General features: G+C 65.2%; 14 protein-coding genes. 7 read left to right on the forward strand and 7 right to left on the reverse strand.

Translation table 11 applies throughout. The features are described 5' to 3' along the window. Nucleotides 1–419 precede the first annotated feature (419 nt). The 5 genes from ABS769_RS15265 to ABS769_RS15285 form a co-directional block, all read right to left on the reverse strand. Entirely contained in the window at nt 420–1,874 is a 1,455-nt protein-coding gene (locus tag ABS769_RS15265; RefSeq protein WP_350498198.1) for a dihydrolipoamide acetyltransferase family protein, read from the reverse strand. After that, nucleotides 1,871–2,254 (reverse strand): SH3 domain-containing protein, encoded by a 384-nt coding sequence (locus ABS769_RS15270; protein ID WP_006448748.1) that lies wholly within the window; start codon nt 2,252–2,254, stop codon nt 1,871–1,873. Before ABS769_RS15270 ends, ABS769_RS15265 begins: the two co-directional genes overlap by 4 nt. Before the next feature lies 1 nt (nt 2,255). After that, nucleotides 2,256–3,326 carry an alpha-ketoacid dehydrogenase subunit beta gene (locus tag ABS769_RS15275; protein ID WP_055828255.1) on the reverse strand — a complete coding sequence of 357 codons (1,071 nt, stop codon included), beginning with the start codon at nt 3,324–3,326 and terminating at the stop codon, nt 2,256–2,258. Further along, on the reverse strand, nt 3,319–4,407 hold the full coding sequence (gene pdhA / locus ABS769_RS15280; protein WP_317061968.1) for a pyruvate dehydrogenase (acetyl-transferring) E1 component subunit alpha: 1,089 nt from the start codon (nt 4,405–4,407) through the stop codon (nt 3,319–3,321). Before pdhA ends, ABS769_RS15275 begins: the two co-directional genes overlap by 8 nt. A 176-nt stretch (nt 4,408–4,583) precedes the next feature. After that, the gene (locus tag ABS769_RS15285; protein WP_317061967.1) at nt 4,584–8,171 is read right to left on the reverse strand and encodes a lamin tail domain-containing protein; all 3,588 of its coding nucleotides are present in this window, start codon (nt 8,169–8,171) and stop codon (nt 4,584–4,586) included. Nucleotides 8,172–8,430: 259 nt separating this feature from the next. Between ABS769_RS15285 and ABS769_RS15290 the strand changes: the two genes are divergently transcribed. The 3 genes from ABS769_RS15290 (at nt 8,431) to ABS769_RS15300 (ending at nt 11,721) form a co-directional block, all read left to right on the forward strand. Then, nucleotides 8,431–9,324 carry a tryptophan 2,3-dioxygenase gene (locus ABS769_RS15290; RefSeq protein WP_317061966.1) on the forward strand — a complete coding sequence of 298 codons (894 nt, stop codon included), beginning with the start codon at nt 8,431–8,433 and terminating at the stop codon, nt 9,322–9,324. 259 nt (nt 9,325–9,583) lie between these two features. Next, nucleotides 9,584–11,104, forward strand: a complete 1,521-nt coding sequence (locus ABS769_RS15295; protein ID WP_317061965.1) for a peptide MFS transporter — start codon at nt 9,584–9,586, stop codon at nt 11,102–11,104. A gap of 11 nt (nt 11,105–11,115) precedes the next feature. Then, nucleotides 11,116–11,721 carry a thioredoxin family protein gene (locus tag ABS769_RS15300; protein ID WP_317061964.1) on the forward strand — a complete coding sequence of 202 codons (606 nt, stop codon included), beginning with the start codon at nt 11,116–11,118 and terminating at the stop codon, nt 11,719–11,721. A gap of 233 nt (nt 11,722–11,954) precedes the next feature. Here the strand turns inward: ABS769_RS15300 and ABS769_RS15305 are convergent, their stop codons facing one another. Then, a complete protein-coding gene (locus ABS769_RS15305; protein WP_104551381.1) occupies nt 11,955–12,443 on the reverse strand; it encodes a MarR family winged helix-turn-helix transcriptional regulator in 489 nt (162 codons plus the stop codon). Nucleotides 12,444–12,565: 122 nt separating this feature from the next. On the opposite strand from ABS769_RS15305, the gene hppD reads away from it, so the two are divergent. From hppD to hmgA, 3 genes are all read left to right on the forward strand, one after another. Continuing rightward, nucleotides 12,566–13,681, forward strand: a complete 1,116-nt coding sequence (hppD, locus tag ABS769_RS15310; RefSeq protein ID WP_317061963.1) for a 4-hydroxyphenylpyruvate dioxygenase — start codon at nt 12,566–12,568, stop codon at nt 13,679–13,681. 280 nt (nt 13,682–13,961) lie between these two features. After that, nucleotides 13,962–14,354 (forward strand): endonuclease domain-containing protein, encoded by a 393-nt coding sequence (locus ABS769_RS15315; protein ID WP_317061962.1) that lies wholly within the window; start codon nt 13,962–13,964, stop codon nt 14,352–14,354. Between the two features lie 37 nt (nt 14,355–14,391). Then, on the forward strand, nt 14,392–15,696 hold the full coding sequence (gene hmgA, locus ABS769_RS15320; RefSeq protein WP_317061961.1) for a homogentisate 1,2-dioxygenase: 1,305 nt from the start codon (nt 14,392–14,394) through the stop codon (nt 15,694–15,696). A 318-nt stretch (nt 15,697–16,014) separates the two neighbouring features. Here hmgA and ABS769_RS15325 read toward each other — a convergent pair whose 3' ends face one another. Next, nucleotides 16,015–16,569 carry a hypothetical protein gene (locus tag ABS769_RS15325; RefSeq protein ID WP_317061960.1) on the reverse strand — a complete coding sequence of 185 codons (555 nt, stop codon included), beginning with the start codon at nt 16,567–16,569 and terminating at the stop codon, nt 16,015–16,017. A 181-nt stretch (nt 16,570–16,750) separates the two neighbouring features. Here ABS769_RS15325 and ABS769_RS15330 point away from each other — a divergent pair, with 181 nt between their 5' ends. Further along, a complete protein-coding gene (locus ABS769_RS15330; protein WP_317061981.1) occupies nt 16,751–17,377 on the forward strand; it encodes a lectin in 627 nt (208 codons plus the stop codon). The last annotated feature ends 32 nt before the right edge of the window (nt 17,378–17,409 follow it).

Here is a 17,409-nt window from a genome sequence, read left to right on the forward strand (position 1 = left end):
CCATCGCGGGACCTTACGCGGCATGGATGCCGCGTAAGAGCCTACATGGACGTACTTGCGGCGTGTCCCGCGATGGTGGGCGGGCAAGGACCCTGCAGCCAAGCCGCAGATCAGCCGCTCTGCAAGTGATCTATCCGCACTGTCCAACCACTCCAAGACAAGAGAAGACAATCGAAATGTCGAGTCGTAGCGCCATTTAGATGTCGTCAAAAAGCTTGGATAGTCGAGCGCGCGGTGCCCTCATCGCTTGAGGACACGCCGTGAATCCGTCCCTTGAGGCTCGGTGGCTGCATTCACGCCTCCACACGGTCCCACGATCGGTGAGGACATCGCACCAGCCAACGTGGCCGTGTGCTGATGGGAATCACAAAGCCGGCTGCGCCCACCTGGCGATGAGCAAGTGATTTTGTGAGCCGCGCTCAGTTGGCCAACGCCAGATCGTCCAGCAGTGCACGCAGGAAACGTGCAGCTTCGCCACCGGTGGCGGCGCGGTGGTCGAAGGTCAGCGACAGCGGCATCACCTTGTGGGTTTCCACACCGCCCATGACCGGGGTGAGCTGGTAGCGCGCGCGGCCGGCGGCGACGATGGCCACGCACGGCGGCACCACCACCGGGGTCGCGTAGCGGCCGGCGAACATGCCGAAGTTGGATAGCGAGATGGTGTAGCCACTGAGCTCGGAGGCGGCAATGCTGCGATTTTCCACCTGCTGGCGCAGCCGGTTGACGCTCTCGCGGATGCCGTGCGCATCCAGCATGTCGGCATTGCGCAGCGCGGGCACGAACAGGCCTTCTTCGGTGTCCACAGCAATGCCGATATCGACCTGCGTGTGCAGGGTGCGGCTGAGTGCCTCGCCGTCGAACCAGGCGTTGAGCGCTGGCACCGCCTGGCAGGCGCGCACGATGCCGCGCACCAGCCGCACGGTGACGTCGTTGCCGGGTTGCCAGGCGTGGATGTCGGCATCGTCGTTGAGCGTGGTGGGCACCACCTTGCTGTGCGCATCGGCCATCACGCGCGCCATGTTGCGGCGCACGCCTTTGAGCTGCTCCGGCTGGCCTTTGGCGACCACGCTGGGTGATTGCGTGCGCATGGGTTTGCCGCTGGCAGACAGCGCTGAACGTTGTTGCGAGTCGCTGGCTGAGGCGTTTGCTGCCTGCGTGTTTGCAGCGGCGTGTTGCGCGCCTGCATTCGCGTTATTGCCATTGATCGGCGTGACCGACGCAGTCGCACGCGTCGCAGACACCGGCGCACTGCCGGCAGCGGCGGCCTGCTTCACATCGGCCATGGTCACGGTGCCATCCGGGCCGGTGGCGCGTACCTGCGCCAGGTCCACGCGCAGCTTGCGGGCGAGTGCACGCACCGCCGGCATGGCACGCACGCCGCCGACTGCAATGGCCTGCTCGCTCTGCACGGCGTTGGAACTTTGCATCGCGCCGACCACGGTGCCGGCGTCATCGCGGTCGCTCTCGCCGTTGCTAGTGGAGTCGGCATCGGCGATCTCGCCGCCGTTATCGGAAGCGACCACGCGCGCCGTGTTGCCGGCGGCGTTGTCGCCGGTGCTGGGCGTGTGCGTTGGTGCAGGGCCGTGTGAGTGACCGGTGTCCTGACCATCGGCGCGCTGCGGCTGCGAGGCATCCAGCGCAAACTGCGCCAGCACCGCGCCAGTGACGATGATGTCGCCGGCGGCACCGGCGAGTTTGGTCACGGTGCCGGAGAACGGCGAGGGCACCTCGACCACCGCCTTGGCGGTCTCCATCGACACCAGCGGGTCGTCCAGGCGCACGCTGTCGCCTTCCTTGACGAACCATTCCACGATGGTGGCGTCGGGCAGGCCTTCGCCCAGATCGGGCAGGTGGAAATTCTTGGCTTGGCTCATGGCAGATTCTCTTGCGCCGCAGGCAGCGGCGGCGTGGTGTCGTCGAGGAGTTCGAGGTCGGCGGCCGGCAGCCAGCCCTGCGTGCCATCGGCACGCTCGGACCACCACCAACCGCCATGTTCGTGATGCAGCAACACGTCCTCGCCCTGCATGGCAACGAGTTCGCGTGCGTCGTAATCGCGCAGGGCTTCGGCCAGGCCGTCGCCCAAGGGGCGCAACCACGCCACCGGTGCCCAGCCGGCATGACCTTGCCCGGTGTTGACCCAGGCAAAGGCCGGCCATTCTTCATCGCGTACGCCGATCGCCACTTGCTGGCCGGCGTGGAAGCGAATCGGGTTGGCGACTCTGGCGTGGTGGTCGCAGAGCAGGCGGGCGCGCATGTCAGCCGGCGGCCACCGCGCGACGGGCGGCGGTGACGATGCGCTCCACGCTCGGCAGGTACTTCATTTCCAGCCGGAACAGCGGGATATGCGTGTCATAACCGGTAACGCGTTCGACCGGTGCGAGCAGGTCGTACATGGACTTTTCCGCCAGCTGCGCAGCGATCTCCGCACCGAAGCCGGCAGTGCGCGGTGCCTCTTGCACGATCACGCAGCGGCCGGTTTTCGCGACCGATTCGGCGATGGTGTCGAAGTCCAGCGGGCGCAACGTGGCGACGTCGATCACTTCGGCACTGATGCCTTCGCCGGCGAGTTTGTCGGCCGCTTCCAGCGCTTCTTTTACCTGCGCGCCCCAGGTGACCAGGGTGACGTCGGTACCGTCGCGCAGCACGAAGCACACGTCCAGCGGTAGCGCCTCGCCATCGTTGGCAACCACTTCCTTGTACTGGCGATAGATGCGCTTGGGCTCCATGTAGATCACCGGATCCGGGTCGCGGATCGCAGCCAGCAACAGGCCATAGGCGCGCTGCGGCGAGGACGGCAACACCACGCGCAAACCGGGCACGTTGGTGAAGATGGCTTCGTTGGCTTCGCTGTGGTGTTCCGGCGCGCGGATGCCGCCGCCCCACGGCACGCGCAACACCATCGGGCAATGCAGGCGCCCGCGGGTGCGGTTGCGCAGGCGTGCGGCGTGGCAGATCAGGTGATCGACCATGGGATACACGAAGCCGTCGAACTGCGCTTCGGCCACCGGCTTCATGCCTTGCGCGGCTAGGCCAACGCTCAGCCCGGCGATGGTGGTTTCGTCCAATGGCGTGTCCAGCACGCGCGCGCTGCCGAAGCGCTGCTGCAGGCCGGCGGTGGCGCGGAATACGCCACCGTTGACGCCCACATCCTCGCCCAGCACCAGCACCGCAGGGTCGTGCTCCAGCTCCCAGGCCAGCGCCTGGGTGATGGCTTCGATCAGGGTGATGGGCGAACTCATGGCAGTCTCTCCGCGCGTGGCTGCGGCGTTGTAAGGCGCACTGGCCTGCTGGGTGGCGGCGATGTGCGAATGGGTGTGCTCATCCATGACGGGCCTCCAGCGCCATCACCTCGGCGCGCTGGGCCAGCAACTCGGCCGGCGGATCGCCGTAGAGATAATCGAACATCGCTTCGACCGGCTGCACTGGCGTATTGAGATAGGCGTTGACCTCTTCGTCCACACGCGCGCCGCACTCGGTTTTCCAGGCGGCTTCCTGTGCGTCGTCCCACAGGCCTTGCGCGGTGAGATAGCGGCGCAGGCGCAGCAGCGGTTCGCGTGCCCAGCCCTGCTTGACCTCTTCTTCGCCGCGGTAGCGTCGCGCATCGTCGGCGGTGGTGTGATCGGACAGGCGATAGGTCAGGAATTCGATCACCGTGCCGCCGTCGCCGGCCAGTGCACGCACGCGTGCCTGGCGCATCGCTTCGAGCACGGCAACCAGATCGTTGCCATCCACCTGCAGGCAATGCAGGCCGCCGGCCAGGCCTTTCTGCGCCAGCGTCTGCGCACCGGTCTGCGCCGAGCGCGGTACCGAGATTGCCCAGCCGTTGTTGATCACGCACAGGATCAGCGGCAGCTTGTAGGCGCCGGCCGAATTGAGCGCGGCGTAGAAGTCGGTTTTGGAACTGCCGCCATCGCCGCAGCAGGCCACGGCGACCTGCGGCTTGCCCTGCAGCTTGAACGACAACGCGGAGCCGGCCGCATGCAGGCACTGGGTGGAAATCGGCACGCAGATCGGGAAGTCGATTGCCGCATCGGCATCGCGCGGGTAATCGCTGCCGCGCTCGTCGCCGCCCCAGTACAGCAATACATCGCGCGGGCGAACGCCGCGTTCGAACATGGTGCCGTACTCGCGGTAGCTGGGCGCGAACACATCGCCGCGGCGCATCGACGCACCGATGCCCACATGCGTGGCTTCGTGCCCCAGCGAGGCGGCGTAGGTGCCCAGCTTGCCGGTGCGCTGCAAGGCGACCGATTTGCTGTCGAAGGTGCGCACGAACAGCATGCGCTTGAACAGGGCGAGCAACTGTTGCGGGTTGGCGGCATCGGCCGGCAGGTCGTAGCGGACCCATTGGCCGTCCGCGTCCATGTATTGCAGATATTCGATCTCGAACTGCGCGGCTACGCTCATTGCGGCGACACCTTCACCAAGAAGTTTCAAATGATATGAGTTGCGATGTTAAGGACCACGCAGCAAAAGGCTGTCCTGCACCGCAGCACACAATGATGCTGGGTTGCACAAAAAAAAGGGCGCGGACCAGGCCGCGCCCTTTGTCGCAGTTCAAACTGCGACGTGTTGCACTGCGATCAGCGGCGGCCAGCGCCTCCACCGATCGGAGTGACGATCAGCGCAGCATTGTCGGCCGGGTTGGCATCGGGCGAGATCGAACTGGCACTTGCCTGCACCCGTACCGCGCCTTCAACCGGGATCGGCTTGGCCGCCACGGTCAGCTGGAACGCGACCTGTGCGCCTGGCAGTACCACCGCCGCACTGCTGCAGACGAAGCGGGCGTTACGCAGCGACTGCACCTGCTTGTCGCAGCGCCACCCCTGCGGCGGCACCAGCAGCGACAACGCAGACACCGTGTTGCCTTCGATCACCAGGCTTGGGCGTTGCGCCGGTGCGGCACCGACATTGCTCAACAGCACGCGATAGGTGGCGTTGAAGGCGGTGGTTGGCAGGCTGGTCGGGCCGTCGAAACGCACGGCTAGGTCGCTGCGGGGTTGCGGCCGTGCCTGCACCGTGACCGTTGCGGTGTCGGTGTTGTTGCCCGGTTGCGGATCGGGCGATTGTGAGGCGACCGACCCGGCCAGCATCAAGGTGCGTCCAGCCAGTTCAGAGCCAGCATCGAGTTGCACCGCAAAGCTCTGCATGGCGCCGGGGTTCATCGCGGGCAGATTGCAGGTAAACGTGGTCTGCGTGGCATTGGTCAGGTTCTGGCAGATCCAACCCGTCGGAGCTGTGATACGCGCCCGCACCGGCAGGTCGAACACCAGCGCAAGCGCTGTGAACGGCGCCCGATCCGGCCCACGGTTTTCCACATCCACGGTGTAGTCGATGCGCTCGCCTTCCATGACCTGGTCGCGTGCGGCAGTGACCGCCACACCCAGGTCCGCGTTGACCTGCTTGGTCATCCGCAACAGCACCACGGTTGGATCGTGATCGGACAACCGCGTCGGCGTGTTGGCATCGTTGCGCGCGGTGCCGGGGAAGTCCGCATTGATGCGCGCGTGGCCCACCGACAGCGAGGCGATGTTGGGTGCACGCATCAGCGCCTCGTTGGCGATGATGTGATCCAGCGATTGCACGTTGCCGTCGAACGCGTACGAGTAGCTCTGATCGGGCGTGTTGAACCAGGTCAGATCGGTGTAATCCGGATTGACCAGATCCACGCCATCGCCGCTCACCACTGTCTGCGCATCCGGCGCCGGCCGGCCGGTGACGGTGCCCATCGCATCCACATAGCCATCGTTGAACTCGAAGGCGTTGAAGTCGCCCATCACCAGCACCTGTTCGGCCGGGTCCAGCTGCTGACGCGTCTGCAGCAGACGCGCCAGATCCTCGGCCTGGGCCTGGCGCTTGGCGCGGATGCGGGTGCCGGCCGCGTCGTCGGTCTCTGCGCCGTTGAGCGAGCGTTGATGCACCACGATGGCGGTCAGCGGCAGCACGCGGCCATCGGCCTGGTGCACCTTGGCGGTGAGCACCAGCGGCGGGCGATCGTTGAGCAGGCTCACGCCGCCACTCGGCTCGGTCCAGGTGGTGGTCTTGCCTTCCTGGGCGATGGACACCACTTCCACGCGCGGCACGCCGGCCGACACCGCGCCGGTCTTGACCAGGAAGCCGACATCGATACCGCCGACGTCATTGCCTTCCTGCAGATAGGCCACGTAGTGCGGATCCGGCTGGCCGGCTGCCACCGCATCGGTGTTGATGCGTGCAGCCAGCGTCTGCAGCACGCTGATGTTTTCCACTTCCACCGTGCCCAGGATGTCGGGCGTGTGCAGGTAGTTGCGGATCGCCAGCGAGGCCTTGTTGAGGCGGGCCTGGAACGCGGCCGGGGTAAGCACCGGTTCGCCGATCGCCGGGTCGTTCTGGTCGTCGAAGAAGCGCTCCATGTTGTAGGTGGCCACGGCCACGTCGTCGGCCTGCGGCATCGGTGCCGGGCGCGGTTGGTCGGCACCGTTGCAGCTCACCTGCGGGGTGCGTTCCGGGTACAGCGTGTAGCGACGGAAGCTGTAATCCAGCGGGCCGGTGACATCCAGCACGACGCAACCGGACGCCAGATCCAGCCGCTCGGCGCCCACGCCGGCACTGCCGACCGCGATCACTTCCGGGTTGGTGTTCCAGCGCGGCACGCCGGCAGGCGAGCCGGCCGGCAGCGGGTCCGGCAACTGCACGCCGGGCTCGCGAAAGGCGCGCGGCACTCCGGTGACCACCGCATGGAACACGCCATTGCTGGTGGCCGTGGCGTTGGTCTCGTTGACGCTGCCGCCGGTGGGCGCATTGACGGTGAGGCTGGCGGCGGTGACGCGCATGCCCTCGAGCGCTTCGAGCTGGTCGTAGGCGCCGTTCGGGTTGGGGAAGTTCGCGCTCAACGCCACCGGCATCGGCAACGGGTTGCCGGTGGAATCCAGCAACACGGTCAAGCTGCCACCGATCTCGGTCAATGGCGGCTGGGTCGGGTCGGCAGTGGGCACGTATTCGATCACCGTGCCTTGCACGCGCACGCGGTTGCCGATGGCAGCGGTGTCCGGCGGGGCGCTGCCGGTGTAGACGTAGACGCCTTCGGACGTGGTCGGGTCGCCATCGGTTTCGGCATCCGCAGCCTGCAGGAAGAAGCCGGCGCTGCGGCGAGCAGTCACGATGCCCGAGGTGGCGACCACCTGGCCTTCCAGCGGCGAACGCGCACCCTTGCCCTGGATGGCGTGGATCGGCAGCAGGCTGAAGTCGTCGTTGAGGATGGTGCCGGTGGCGCTCAGCGTGGCCGGCAGCGCGCCGGTGAGGCCGCTGATCTGCAGCGCAAAGGTCTCATCGGGCTCGGGCGTTGTGTCGCCCAGCACGTCCACCGCGATGGTGGCGCTGCGTTCGCCGGCGGCAATCTGCACGCTGGTTGCAGGCAAGGCCAGGTAGTCGCTACCAGCCACAGCGGTGCCATTGGCAGTGGCGGCGGTGAAGCGCACACCGCCCGCACCGGCCGGCTGGCTCAGGCTCAGCGTGAACACGACGCTGCGGCTGCCGCTATTGCCCTCGGCCTGGCTGACATCGGCCAGCGTGGCGATCGGCTGGCCGCCGCCGCTGCACAGACGTGCGCCGCTGGCGCTATTGCGCGGGGCCGGCGCGCCGGTGGCGAAATCGGCCGCGTTGTTGTCGGTATCGGTGCAGCCTTCGCCTGCGCGCAGCACCGCCAGCGTATTGCTGGGGGCCGGCGTGGGTGCATTGCCTTCGGCGCAGCTGGCATTGCTGCCGTAGCCGACCAGGTCGGCATTGCCGGTGGGGCAGGCGCCGCTCAACGCGGCAGCCGTGCTGCTCAGTGCCACCTTGCCGGCGGTTCCGCTCATGGCGGTGGTGCCGGTGGCATCGGGCGTGGGCAGCGCAACGCTGCCGCCGCTGCCATCGGCCTGCTTGACCAGGTAATAGCCGCCGGCCGGCACGTTGCCCGCCAATGGCGTGACCTGCCAGCTGCTGCCGGCGGCCGAGGCGTATTGCACCGACCAGCCGTCCAGGCTGACCGTGGTGCTGCCGATGTTGTGCAGCTCGACGAAATCGCTGCGGAAGGTGGCACCGCTGTTGCCGCCACCGCCGTAGACCTGGCTGATGACGACCTGGGCATTGGCGTGGCCGGCAACCGCCAGCGCACAGAAAAGTAAGGCTGCACGACGCTGCAACACATGCATGAGATGAGAGTCCCCTGGTCCTTGAGACGTGAAACGCTCCCCTGGTCCGGCCACGTCCCTGGCCGGCAGCGCCGTTTGATTCTGCATGAATTTGCAGGCTTAGGTTGACCATATGGTTACACCGGCGCAGTGGCTGCGACTGCGCGGCCGGCGGCCCCATCCAATCCCGACTCTCGATTCCCCAATCCCGATTCCCGCTGCGGCTGCCAACCCGTCGCCAGCGCGCTACCCTGGCCGACCCCATCGTCAGCGCTACGCCATGCCCGTCGACAAGAACCTGCGTGACCTGGAACCCGGCATCCACACCGATCTGGAGGGGCGGCTGACCTATGGCGGTTATCTGCGGCTGGACCAGTTGCTCTCCGCGCAGCAGCCCTTGTCCGAGCCGGCGCATCACGACGAGATGCTCTTCATCATCCAGCACCAGACCTCCGAGCTGTGGCTGAAGCTGCTGGCGCACGAGTTGCGCGCGGCGATGGTGCATCTGCAAAACGATCAGGTCTGGCAGTGCCGCAAGGTGCTGGCGCGCAGCAAACAGGTGCTACGCCAGCTCACCGAGCAATGGTCGGTGCTGGAAACGCTCACCCCGAGCGAGTACATGGGATTCCGCGATGTGCTGGGGCCCTCGTCGGGCTTTCAGTCGCTGCAGTACCGCTACATCGAGTTCCTGCTCGGCAACAAGAACCCGCAGATGCTGCAGGTGTTCGCTTACGACCCGCAGGGCCAGGCGCGGCTGCGCGAGGTGCTGGAAGCGCCCAGCCTCTACGAGGAATTCCTGCGCTATCTGGCGCGTTTCGGGCATGCGATTCCGCAGCAGTACCAGGCGCGCGACTGGACCGCCGCGCATGTGGCCGACGATGCATTGCGTCCAGTGTTCGAGCGCATCTACGAAAACACCGACCGCTACTGGCGCGAGTATTCGCTGTGCGAGGACCTGGTGGATGTGGAAACCCAGTTCCAGCTCTGGCGCTTCCGCCATATGCGCACGGTGATGCGGGTGATCGGCTTCAAGCGCGGCACCGGTGGGTCGAGCGGTGTGGGCTTTCTGCAGCAGGCGTTGGCGCTGACGTTTTTCCCGGAGCTGTTCGACGTGCGTACGTCGGTGGGGGTGGAAAACCGCGCGTCGAGTGGTGGTGAGGCTGCGAAGGGTTGAGGAGAACAAGCGGAAGCTGGCAGAGCGGACGTTGGTCCGCTGGAGCAGAGTCCGGTTGCACGCAAGGCGAGGGGTTGGGGTGAGGGTACGAGGGTCATCCTGTGCCATCTCCACCACCAAGCCCCCAATCCAACCCGCTGGCATCGCGCTCCCGAGTCCGGCGAATTTGACGTGAACATGACGTCTAAGTGATCCTCGCGCGTCGCCCAGGGCTCGCCCTGGTGCACCCAGCCATCACTGAATACGCAAGGGACACCTCATGAGCGTTGACGCTACTGCGCCGACTTCCGCTACCACTCCGCCGCAGCCGCCTGCGCCTCCCGAGTTCCCGACACTGCTCGGCCACCCCCGGCCGCTGTGGATGCTGTTCATGACCGAATTCTGGGAACGCTTTGCGTTCTACGGCATTCGCTGGGCGCTGGTGCTGTACATCGTGGCGCAGTTCTTCAACGGCGATGCCACCGGCCAGGCGCCGGCAGGACGCACCTACGGGGCCTATCTCGCGCTGGTATACGCGGCGGCGATCTTCGGCGGCTACGTGGCCGACCGCGTGCTCGGTTACCAACGCTCGATCCTGGTCGGTGCGGCGGTGATGGCCACCGGCCTGTTCCTGATCGCCATTCCCGACCACACCATGTTCGAGATCGGCCTGGCCACCGTGGTGGTTGGCAACGGGTTGTTCAAACCGAACATCTCCACCATGGTCGGCAAGCTGTATTCGGTGGCCGACCCGCGCCGCGACAGCGGTTTCACCATTTTCTATATGGGCATCAACCTCGGCGCGATGATCTCGCCGGTGCTCACCCAGTTGCTGGCCGAAAAGGTGTTCGGCACCCAGGCCATGCCGTCCTACAAAATGGTGTTCATGGCCTCCGGTGTGGGCATGCTGATCAGCCTGGTGTGGTTCTGGATCGGCCGCGCGCAGCTCAGGGGCATCGGCGCACCGGCGCCGAACGCGCAGGGCATCGGCCGCGTGTTGATGGTGCTGGTCGGCTGCGTGCTTGCAGTTCCGGTGGTGTACTTCCTGCTCGCGGTCGGCGCGGACGTGTTGCAGATCGTGCTGACCGTGTTGTTCGTCGGCCTGTCGGTGATGCTGTTGGTGGAAGGCATTCGCGAGGGCAAGGTGCAGCGCGACAAGGTGATCGCGATGCTGATCATCTTCGCCTTCAATGTGCTGTTCTGGATGTTCTTCGAACAGGCCGGTAGCTCGTTCACCTTCCTGGCCGACAACATCGTCGACCGCGGCTTTGGTGACTGGACCTTCCCGACCGCCTGGTTCCAGTCGGTGAACTCGATTGCCATCATCACGCTGGCGCCGATCATTGCCTGGATCTGGGTCAAGTCCGGCCGCTTCAATCCCTCGATTCCGCGCAAGTTCGGCCTGGGCCTGTTGTTCAACGGCCTGGCGTTCTTGCTGCTGATGTTTGCGCTGTCGAGCCTGGTCAACGATGCTGGCAAGGTGCCGTTCTGGACCTTGTTCATGGTGTATGTGATCCAGTCGGTGGGCGAGTTGTGCCTGTCGCCGATCGGCCTGTCGATGGTGACCAAACTGGCGCCGGTGCGCCTGGTCGGTTTCGGCATGGGTGGCTGGTTTTTGTCTACCGGCATCGGCAACAACCTGTCGGGCATTTTTGCCGGGCATGTCAGCGGAAGCGAAGGGATGAGCGTGTCCTCGGCCCTGAGCGGGTATACCTTCGGATTTTGGGCGCTATTGGGCGCTGGCGCGGTGTTGTTCCTGATCGCGCCGTTGATCAACAAACTGATGCATGGTGTGAAGTGAGGAGAACCGCAATGCCGATGAAATCCACTGTCTGTGGCCCGCTGCTGGCGGGCATGTTGCTCACAGGCTTGCTGAGTGCCTGCGGGCAGCCCAGCGAGCAACAGGAGGCGCCACGGCCGCTGGACACCTCGATGCAGAAGCCGCCCAGCGCCGATCCCAGCCAGCCGGTGTCGTCGGGCAATACGCCCACCGCTGCAGATATCGCCGCCGCCGCTGCGCTCAACGCGCAATACGACCCCTCGCGCGATCCGGCCGCAGATCTGGAGACCGCCAAGGTCGAGGCCAAGCGCGGTGGCAAGCGCATCGTGCTCAACGTCGGCAATGCGGCCTGCGAGCCGTGCAAGGCCCTGGACGAGCTGATGGGCGGCGATGCCGAGCTACGCAGCTTCCGCGATGCGCACTTTGTGGTGGTCAAGGTCAACCGCGATGCGGCCAACGAGAACGCGGCCTTTCTGTCGCAGTTCGCCCAACTCAACGACTACCCGTCGCTGCTGGTGCTGGATAACGACGGCAAGCCGCTGACCCTGCAGTCCGGCCCGGAGCTGCGCAAGGGCGAGGGGTACGATCGCAAGAAGCTGTTCGACTTCCTCAAGCAGTGGGCGCCGCCGCAGGCGTGATGCTCGCTGCAGCGTCATGCAAACCCCCGCGCTGCGGGTAGCGCTGTTCACTCAGGCGTCTGATCGAGTCTTGGCGACTCGGCGCACTGTCCAAGCGCAATAAAAGACGGCACTTCCCCGCAAAGGGAAGCGCCGTTTTTGTTGACCGAACCGCACGGCCGCGCTGCATGGATTGTGAGTGGTCTGCGCCGATACGCCGATCACCCGCACCGCCTCTCAACGGTGCGACGGCCTCACTCCTTGCCGGCCATCTTCGGCAGCCCGTCCTTGGCCAGCCGGTCGATCAGCTTTTCCAGGATCTGCTGCTCCTCGGCGCTGAACACCGACATCAGCCGCTGCTCCATCTCGTTGACCAGCGGGGCCACGGTCTCGTACACCTGGCGCCCGGCCGGCGACAGCGCCAGCATCGAGCGGCGGCGGTCGTCGCCATGGGTTTCGCGGCGGATGAAGCCGCGCTCCAGCAGGCGCGCCACGGCGCGGCTCACTGCAACTTTATCCATCGCCGTGCGGTCGGAGACTTCACTGGCCGAGGAACCCGGATACAGCGCCAGGATGGTGATCACCCGCCACTCGGGAATGGCCATCCCGTAACGATCACCGTAGACCTTGGCGATGTTGCTGCTGATGCGGTTGGACAGCACGCTGAGGCGATACGGCAGGAACTGCTCAAGGTTGAGCAGCACAGGATGTTGCGGCGGAGTGGGGGCGTCGAGATCGCTCATGTTGCACTGTGTCTTGATTTTGGTTTCATTTGCAACTACAAACCGTGGGTGGCCTGCACATTCTCGCGGGTCTTCTGCCACCCCGCATAGCCCTGCGGATGGCCCAGCGTGGAGAAACGACGATGAATGCACAACCGAACACCCCCATCAGCCGCCCCGATCCTGGCATGCAGGTCACCACCTTCGACAATCCGATGGGGATCGACGGGTTCGAATTCGTCGAATTTGCCGCACCCGCCGGCCAGGTGGCGCAGCTGCACGACTACTTTCGCAAGATGGGCTTCAGCCCGGTGCTGCGTCACCGCAGCCGCGCCATTACCGTCTATCGCCAGGGCGGGGTCAACTTCCTGCTCAACGAAGACCCCGATTCATTTGCCGCCGATTTCGCCGCCGCGCACGGCCCGAGCGCCTGCGGCTTTGCGATCCGCTTCCGCACCCCGGCCGAGACCGTGCTGCAGACCGTGCTCGGCAATGGCGGCGAAGCAGTGCAGGACAAGGCAGAAACGCGCGCAGTGCCGGCGCCGGTGGTCAAGGGCATCGGCGATTGCATGCTGTATCTGGTCGACCGCTATGGCGATGCGGGCAGCATCTACGACGCCGACTATGAGCCGATCGAAGGCGCCGACCAGCACCCGGCCGGCTTCGGGCTGACCTTCATCGACCACCTGACCCACAACCTGTACTTCGGCAACATGCAGCGCTGGTCGGACTATTACGAGCGCCTGTTCAACTTCCGCGAGATCCGCTACTTCGACATCAAGGGCGCCAAGACCGGCCTGGTGTCCAAGGCGATGACCGCCCCGGACGGCATCGTGCGCATTCCGCTCAACGAATCCTCCGACCCCAAGAGCCAGATCAACGAGTATCTGGACGCCTACCAGGGCGAAGGCATCCAGCACATCGCCTGCTTCACCGATGACATCTATGCCAGTGTGGAAAAGATGCGCGAGGCGGGCGTGAGTTTTCTCGACACGCCGGACACCTATTTCGACGTGGTGGACTTGCGCATCCCCGAGCACGGCGAGGACGTCGAGCGCCTGCGCCGCAACAAGATCCTGATCGATGCGGATGTGGACACCAAACAGCGCAAGTTGCTGCAGATCTTCACCACCAACTGCATCGGCCCGATCTTCTTCGAGATCATCCAGCGCAAGGGCAATGAGGGCTTTGGCGAGGGTAATTTCCAGGCATTGTTCGAGAGTATCGAGCGCGATCAGATGAAGCGTGGGGTGCTTTGAGGGCTGGGATTGATGATTCGCTATTCGGGATTTGTGGTTGGTGCCATTAACTGCGTCGGTGCGGGTTTGAGTGGCATTCGTTGTGATGCCGAACGCCGCAGCTTGTTAAGTCAGGCGCAGCTTTGGTATGGATCAGGCGAATTACGTAGACAAGTCGCATGTAGCAGCCGATCGCGCATCCCAAGCAACGCATGTCTGACAACACAGAGTGATGAAAACGCACGTTGCTTAAGCCCCTCTCCCCACGGGAGAGGGGTTGGGGTGAGGGTACGGTGGAGCGATGAAAATCAAACCGCCATTACCCACTGTTACGCGCACCCACGCACGTGCATTACGCAGCGAAATGACAGACGCCGAACGTGCACTCTGGCGTTGCTTACGCGATAACCAGCTACAAGGTTTCAAGTTCAGACGTCAGCATCCGATTCCGCCGTACATCGCAGATTTTTGTTGTATCGATGCGGCGTTGGTTGTTGAGCTGGATGGATCGCAGCACCAAGCATCCAGCGATCAGGCAAGGACGCGGTGGCTTCAATCGAAGGGATGGACAGTGCTGCGCTTCTGGAACAACGATGTGTTGTTTTCGTTGGATGCGGTGGTTGAGATGATTTGCAAGATGGTCGCTACGCCGTACCCTCACCCCAACCCCTCTCCCGAGGGGAGAGGGGCTTAATTCCAGCCCCTGTGGGGGGCACAGTCCGGACGCACCCATGCACAACGACCAGCGTTACATGACCGGCTTCGGCAATGAATTCGCCAGCGAGGCAGTAGCCGACACCTTGCCCGTGGGCCAGAACTCGCCGCAGCGGGTGGCGCACGGGTTGTACGCCGAACAGTTGTCCGGCACGGCGTTTACTGCGCCGCGTGGCGAAAACCGGCGCAGCTGGCTGTATCGCATCCGTCCGGCGGCGGTGCATGGCGCGTTCTCGTTGATCGAGCAATCCGCCTTCCACAACGACTTCGGCAGCGGCCCGGTGCCACCGGACCAGCTGCGTTGGAGCCCATTGCCCTTGCCGTCCACGCCGACCGATTTCATTGATGGCCTGTACACGATGGCCGGCAATGGTGGGCCGGAGGCCATGTCGGGTGTTGCCGTGCATCTGTATGCGGCCAATGCATCGATGCACGATCGCTTTTTCTACGATGCCGATGGCGAATTGCTGCTGGTGCCGCAACTCGGCCGCCTGCGTATCCACACCGAGCTGGGCGTGCTGGAGCTGGAGCCGCAGCAGATCGGGGTGATACCGCGCGGCGTGCGCTTTCGTGTCGAGCTGCCCGATGGCAGTGCACGCGGCTATGTCTGCGAAAACTTCGGCGGCCTGCTGCGCCTACCCGACCTGGGTCCGATCGGCTCGAACGGGCTGGCCAACGCGCGTGATTTCGAAACGCCACATGCTGCCTACGAGCAGCGCGAAGGTGCGTTCGAACTGGTGGCCAAATTCCAGGGCCATCTGTGGCGCGCAGACATCAGTCACTCGCCGCTGGACGTGGTGGCCTGGCATGGCAACTACGCGCCGTACCGCTACGATCTGCGCCGCTTCAACGCCATCGGCTCGATCAGCTGCGATCATCCGGACCCCAGCATCTTCACCGTGCTGACCTCGCCCAGCGACACGCATGGCACGGCGAACATGGATTTTGCGATCTTCCCGCCGCGCTGGCTGGTGGCGCAGCACACCTTTCGCCCACCGTGGTTCCATCGCAACGTGGCCAGCGAGTTCATGGGCCTGGTGCACGGCGTCTACGATGCCAAGGCCGACGGCTTCGCGCCGGGCGGTGCATCGCTGCACAACTGCATGAGCGGGCACGGCCCGGATGCGGCAACCTTCGAAAAAGCCTCGCACGCAGATCTCGCGCGTCCGGATGTGATTACCGACACCATGGCCTTCATGTTCGAAACGCGCGCGGTGTTGCGCCCCACCCAGCAGGCCTTGCAGGCCACGCATCGGCAGGGCGACTACCAGCAGTGTTGGTCCGGATTGCGTGCTGCGTTTCAGGTGCCGACCTCGGAATGATGCGATGTCAGAGCGGCTGATAAGAAGCCACGAGCGCTCGGCAGGCGGGTGCGGGTAGCGCGCACGATTCTCGCCGTCCCGGCCGCGCCGTTGCAGCACGCGCTGGACCGCGTTTCGATACTGGCAGTTGCGTGGCATCGTTCGTCTTGCTGGGCAAAACGATGCGCACGAAGGGAAGATGCCGAACCGAGCAATGACCGTGCCGCTTGGCGGTGAGCAGCAGTGGTGATGTCGATCGCTTCAGACCCACAGCTAGCCCAGGGTGATATCAGGGCGCGCCGCTCGCGCTACGCATCGCTGCTGGATCACGCTGCTGGATCACGCCGCCTGCAACGTATCCGGCAGCAACTCGCCGATGCGTGCCCGCACGCGTTCGGCATAGGTTGCCGAGGTGATCTGCGGCAGTTCGCGTAGCGCCTCGGCAATGGCGGCACCGATGGCGTCTTCCGCGCGCGCGGCCTGCAGCTGACGATGCAACGCGGCAGCGGCGGGATTGCGTTGCAGTTGCAGGATGTCGAGCAGATACAGCCGTGCATTGGTGGCCGCGCGACGCCGCTGACGCTGCAAGTCTTCTTCGATCTGCTGCGCATCCGTCGGTTGCGCCGGCGCAGCGGACGTCGGCTCTGTCGCAGCGGACGTGCCGGGCGCGCCGGGCGCGCCACCCGCACCTGCATCCTCTTCACCCAGCTGCAGATATCCCATCGCACACAAGGTCTGCACCAGCGTGGCGGCATCGCCGCCCAGCAACTGCGCCAGCGTCGCCAGATCGCGCTGCCCATCGGCCAGGATCAGGGTGCGCCGCTGCAGCAACGTGAGGGGGCTGCGGTGCGATTGCAGCGCGGTGAGGGCGAGCTCGGTCTTGCGTGGGGTCATGGCGGCGATCCTGCGAAGCCGTCAGGGTGACCGCTGCGAATGAAGCGCCGATGACATTGGCACGACGCAATGCTCACACCGGCAACGGCCACAGCGTTCTGCACATGGCCGCGATGCGCGCTGTGTAGGCTGTCGCGGAGCCATAAGGAACGCACGCATGACATCCAGACTGCTTGGTTTGATGGGCGCACTGCTGTTACTGGCCGGCTGCAACCGCGCCGACGACTCCAGAATCACGGTTGAGGCAGCTAACGCGGAGCAAGTGCCTGTCCCCGCAGCCCCCAACGACCAGCCGCCTGGCGAGGTGCCACCCGCCACCGCACCTGCCGGCACGTTTCCGCCGCAACTGCGTCAGGACCCGGCCGCACTCGCGCGTCTGGATGGCTACGGCGATCTGCGCCTGGGCATGGACGCCGCGCAGGCGCGTGCTGCCTGGGGCGGCGACTTGCGCGGCGAAGCGGCAACCGATGGAGGTTGCTATCTGCTGCGGCCGCAATGGGCCGACGATGCGCGCCGTTTCGGTTTCATGTTCGAGGGCGACCACTTTGTGCGCTATCAGACCAGCGAGCCCAAGGAACTGGCGCCCGGTGGCGGCAAGGTCGGCATGACGCTGGCGCAGCTGCGCGCGCTGTATCCCGATGGCCTGACCGAGCAGCCGCACAAATACGTCCCCGGCGCGCTCAGCTTGCGCTTTGCCGATGCGGCGGCGCAGTCGGCGCTGGTGTTCGAAACCGATGCCCAGGGCAGGGTGAGCAACTGGCGGGTAGGGCAGCTACCGCAGGTGGATTACGTCGAAGGCTGTGGCTGAAGCGCTTGCCGGATCGCGTTCGAACGCCTGGT

It is taken from the genome of Xanthomonas hortorum, assembly GCF_040279205.1.
GTDB lineage: Bacteria > Pseudomonadota > Gammaproteobacteria > Xanthomonadales > Xanthomonadaceae > Xanthomonas > Xanthomonas hortorum_F.

Bases quoted from the DNA above. Each gene is read 5' to 3' on its own strand.
- ABS769_RS15265 (WP_350498198.1), bottom strand. From the start codon at position 1,874: ATGAGCCAAGCCAAGAATTTCCACCTGCCCGATCTGGGCGAAGGCCTG.
- ABS769_RS15270 (WP_006448748.1), bottom strand. From the start codon at position 2,254: ATGCGCGCCCGCCTGCTCTGCGACCACCACGCCAGAGTCGCCAACCCG.
- ABS769_RS15275 (WP_055828255.1), bottom strand. From the start codon at position 3,326: ATGGATGAGCACACCCATTCGCACATCGCCGCCACCCAGCAGGCCAGT.
- pdhA (WP_317061968.1), bottom strand. From the start codon at position 4,407: ATGAGCGTAGCCGCGCAGTTCGAGATCGAATATCTGCAATACATGGAC.
- ABS769_RS15285 (WP_317061967.1), bottom strand. From the start codon at position 8,171: ATGCATGTGTTGCAGCGTCGTGCAGCCTTACTTTTCTGTGCGCTGGCG.
- ABS769_RS15290 (WP_317061966.1), top strand. From the start codon at position 8,431: ATGCCCGTCGACAAGAACCTGCGTGACCTGGAACCCGGCATCCACACC.
- ABS769_RS15295 (WP_317061965.1), top strand. From the start codon at position 9,584: ATGAGCGTTGACGCTACTGCGCCGACTTCCGCTACCACTCCGCCGCAG.
- ABS769_RS15300 (WP_317061964.1), top strand. From the start codon at position 11,116: ATGCCGATGAAATCCACTGTCTGTGGCCCGCTGCTGGCGGGCATGTTG.
- ABS769_RS15305 (WP_104551381.1), bottom strand. From the start codon at position 12,443: ATGAGCGATCTCGACGCCCCCACTCCGCCGCAACATCCTGTGCTGCTC.
- hppD (WP_317061963.1), top strand. From the start codon at position 12,566: ATGAATGCACAACCGAACACCCCCATCAGCCGCCCCGATCCTGGCATG.
- ABS769_RS15315 (WP_317061962.1), top strand. From the start codon at position 13,962: ATGAAAATCAAACCGCCATTACCCACTGTTACGCGCACCCACGCACGT.
- hmgA (WP_317061961.1), top strand. From the start codon at position 14,392: ATGCACAACGACCAGCGTTACATGACCGGCTTCGGCAATGAATTCGCC.
- ABS769_RS15325 (WP_317061960.1), bottom strand. From the start codon at position 16,569: ATGACCCCACGCAAGACCGAGCTCGCCCTCACCGCGCTGCAATCGCAC.
- ABS769_RS15330 (WP_317061981.1), top strand. From the start codon at position 16,751: ATGGGCGCACTGCTGTTACTGGCCGGCTGCAACCGCGCCGACGACTCC.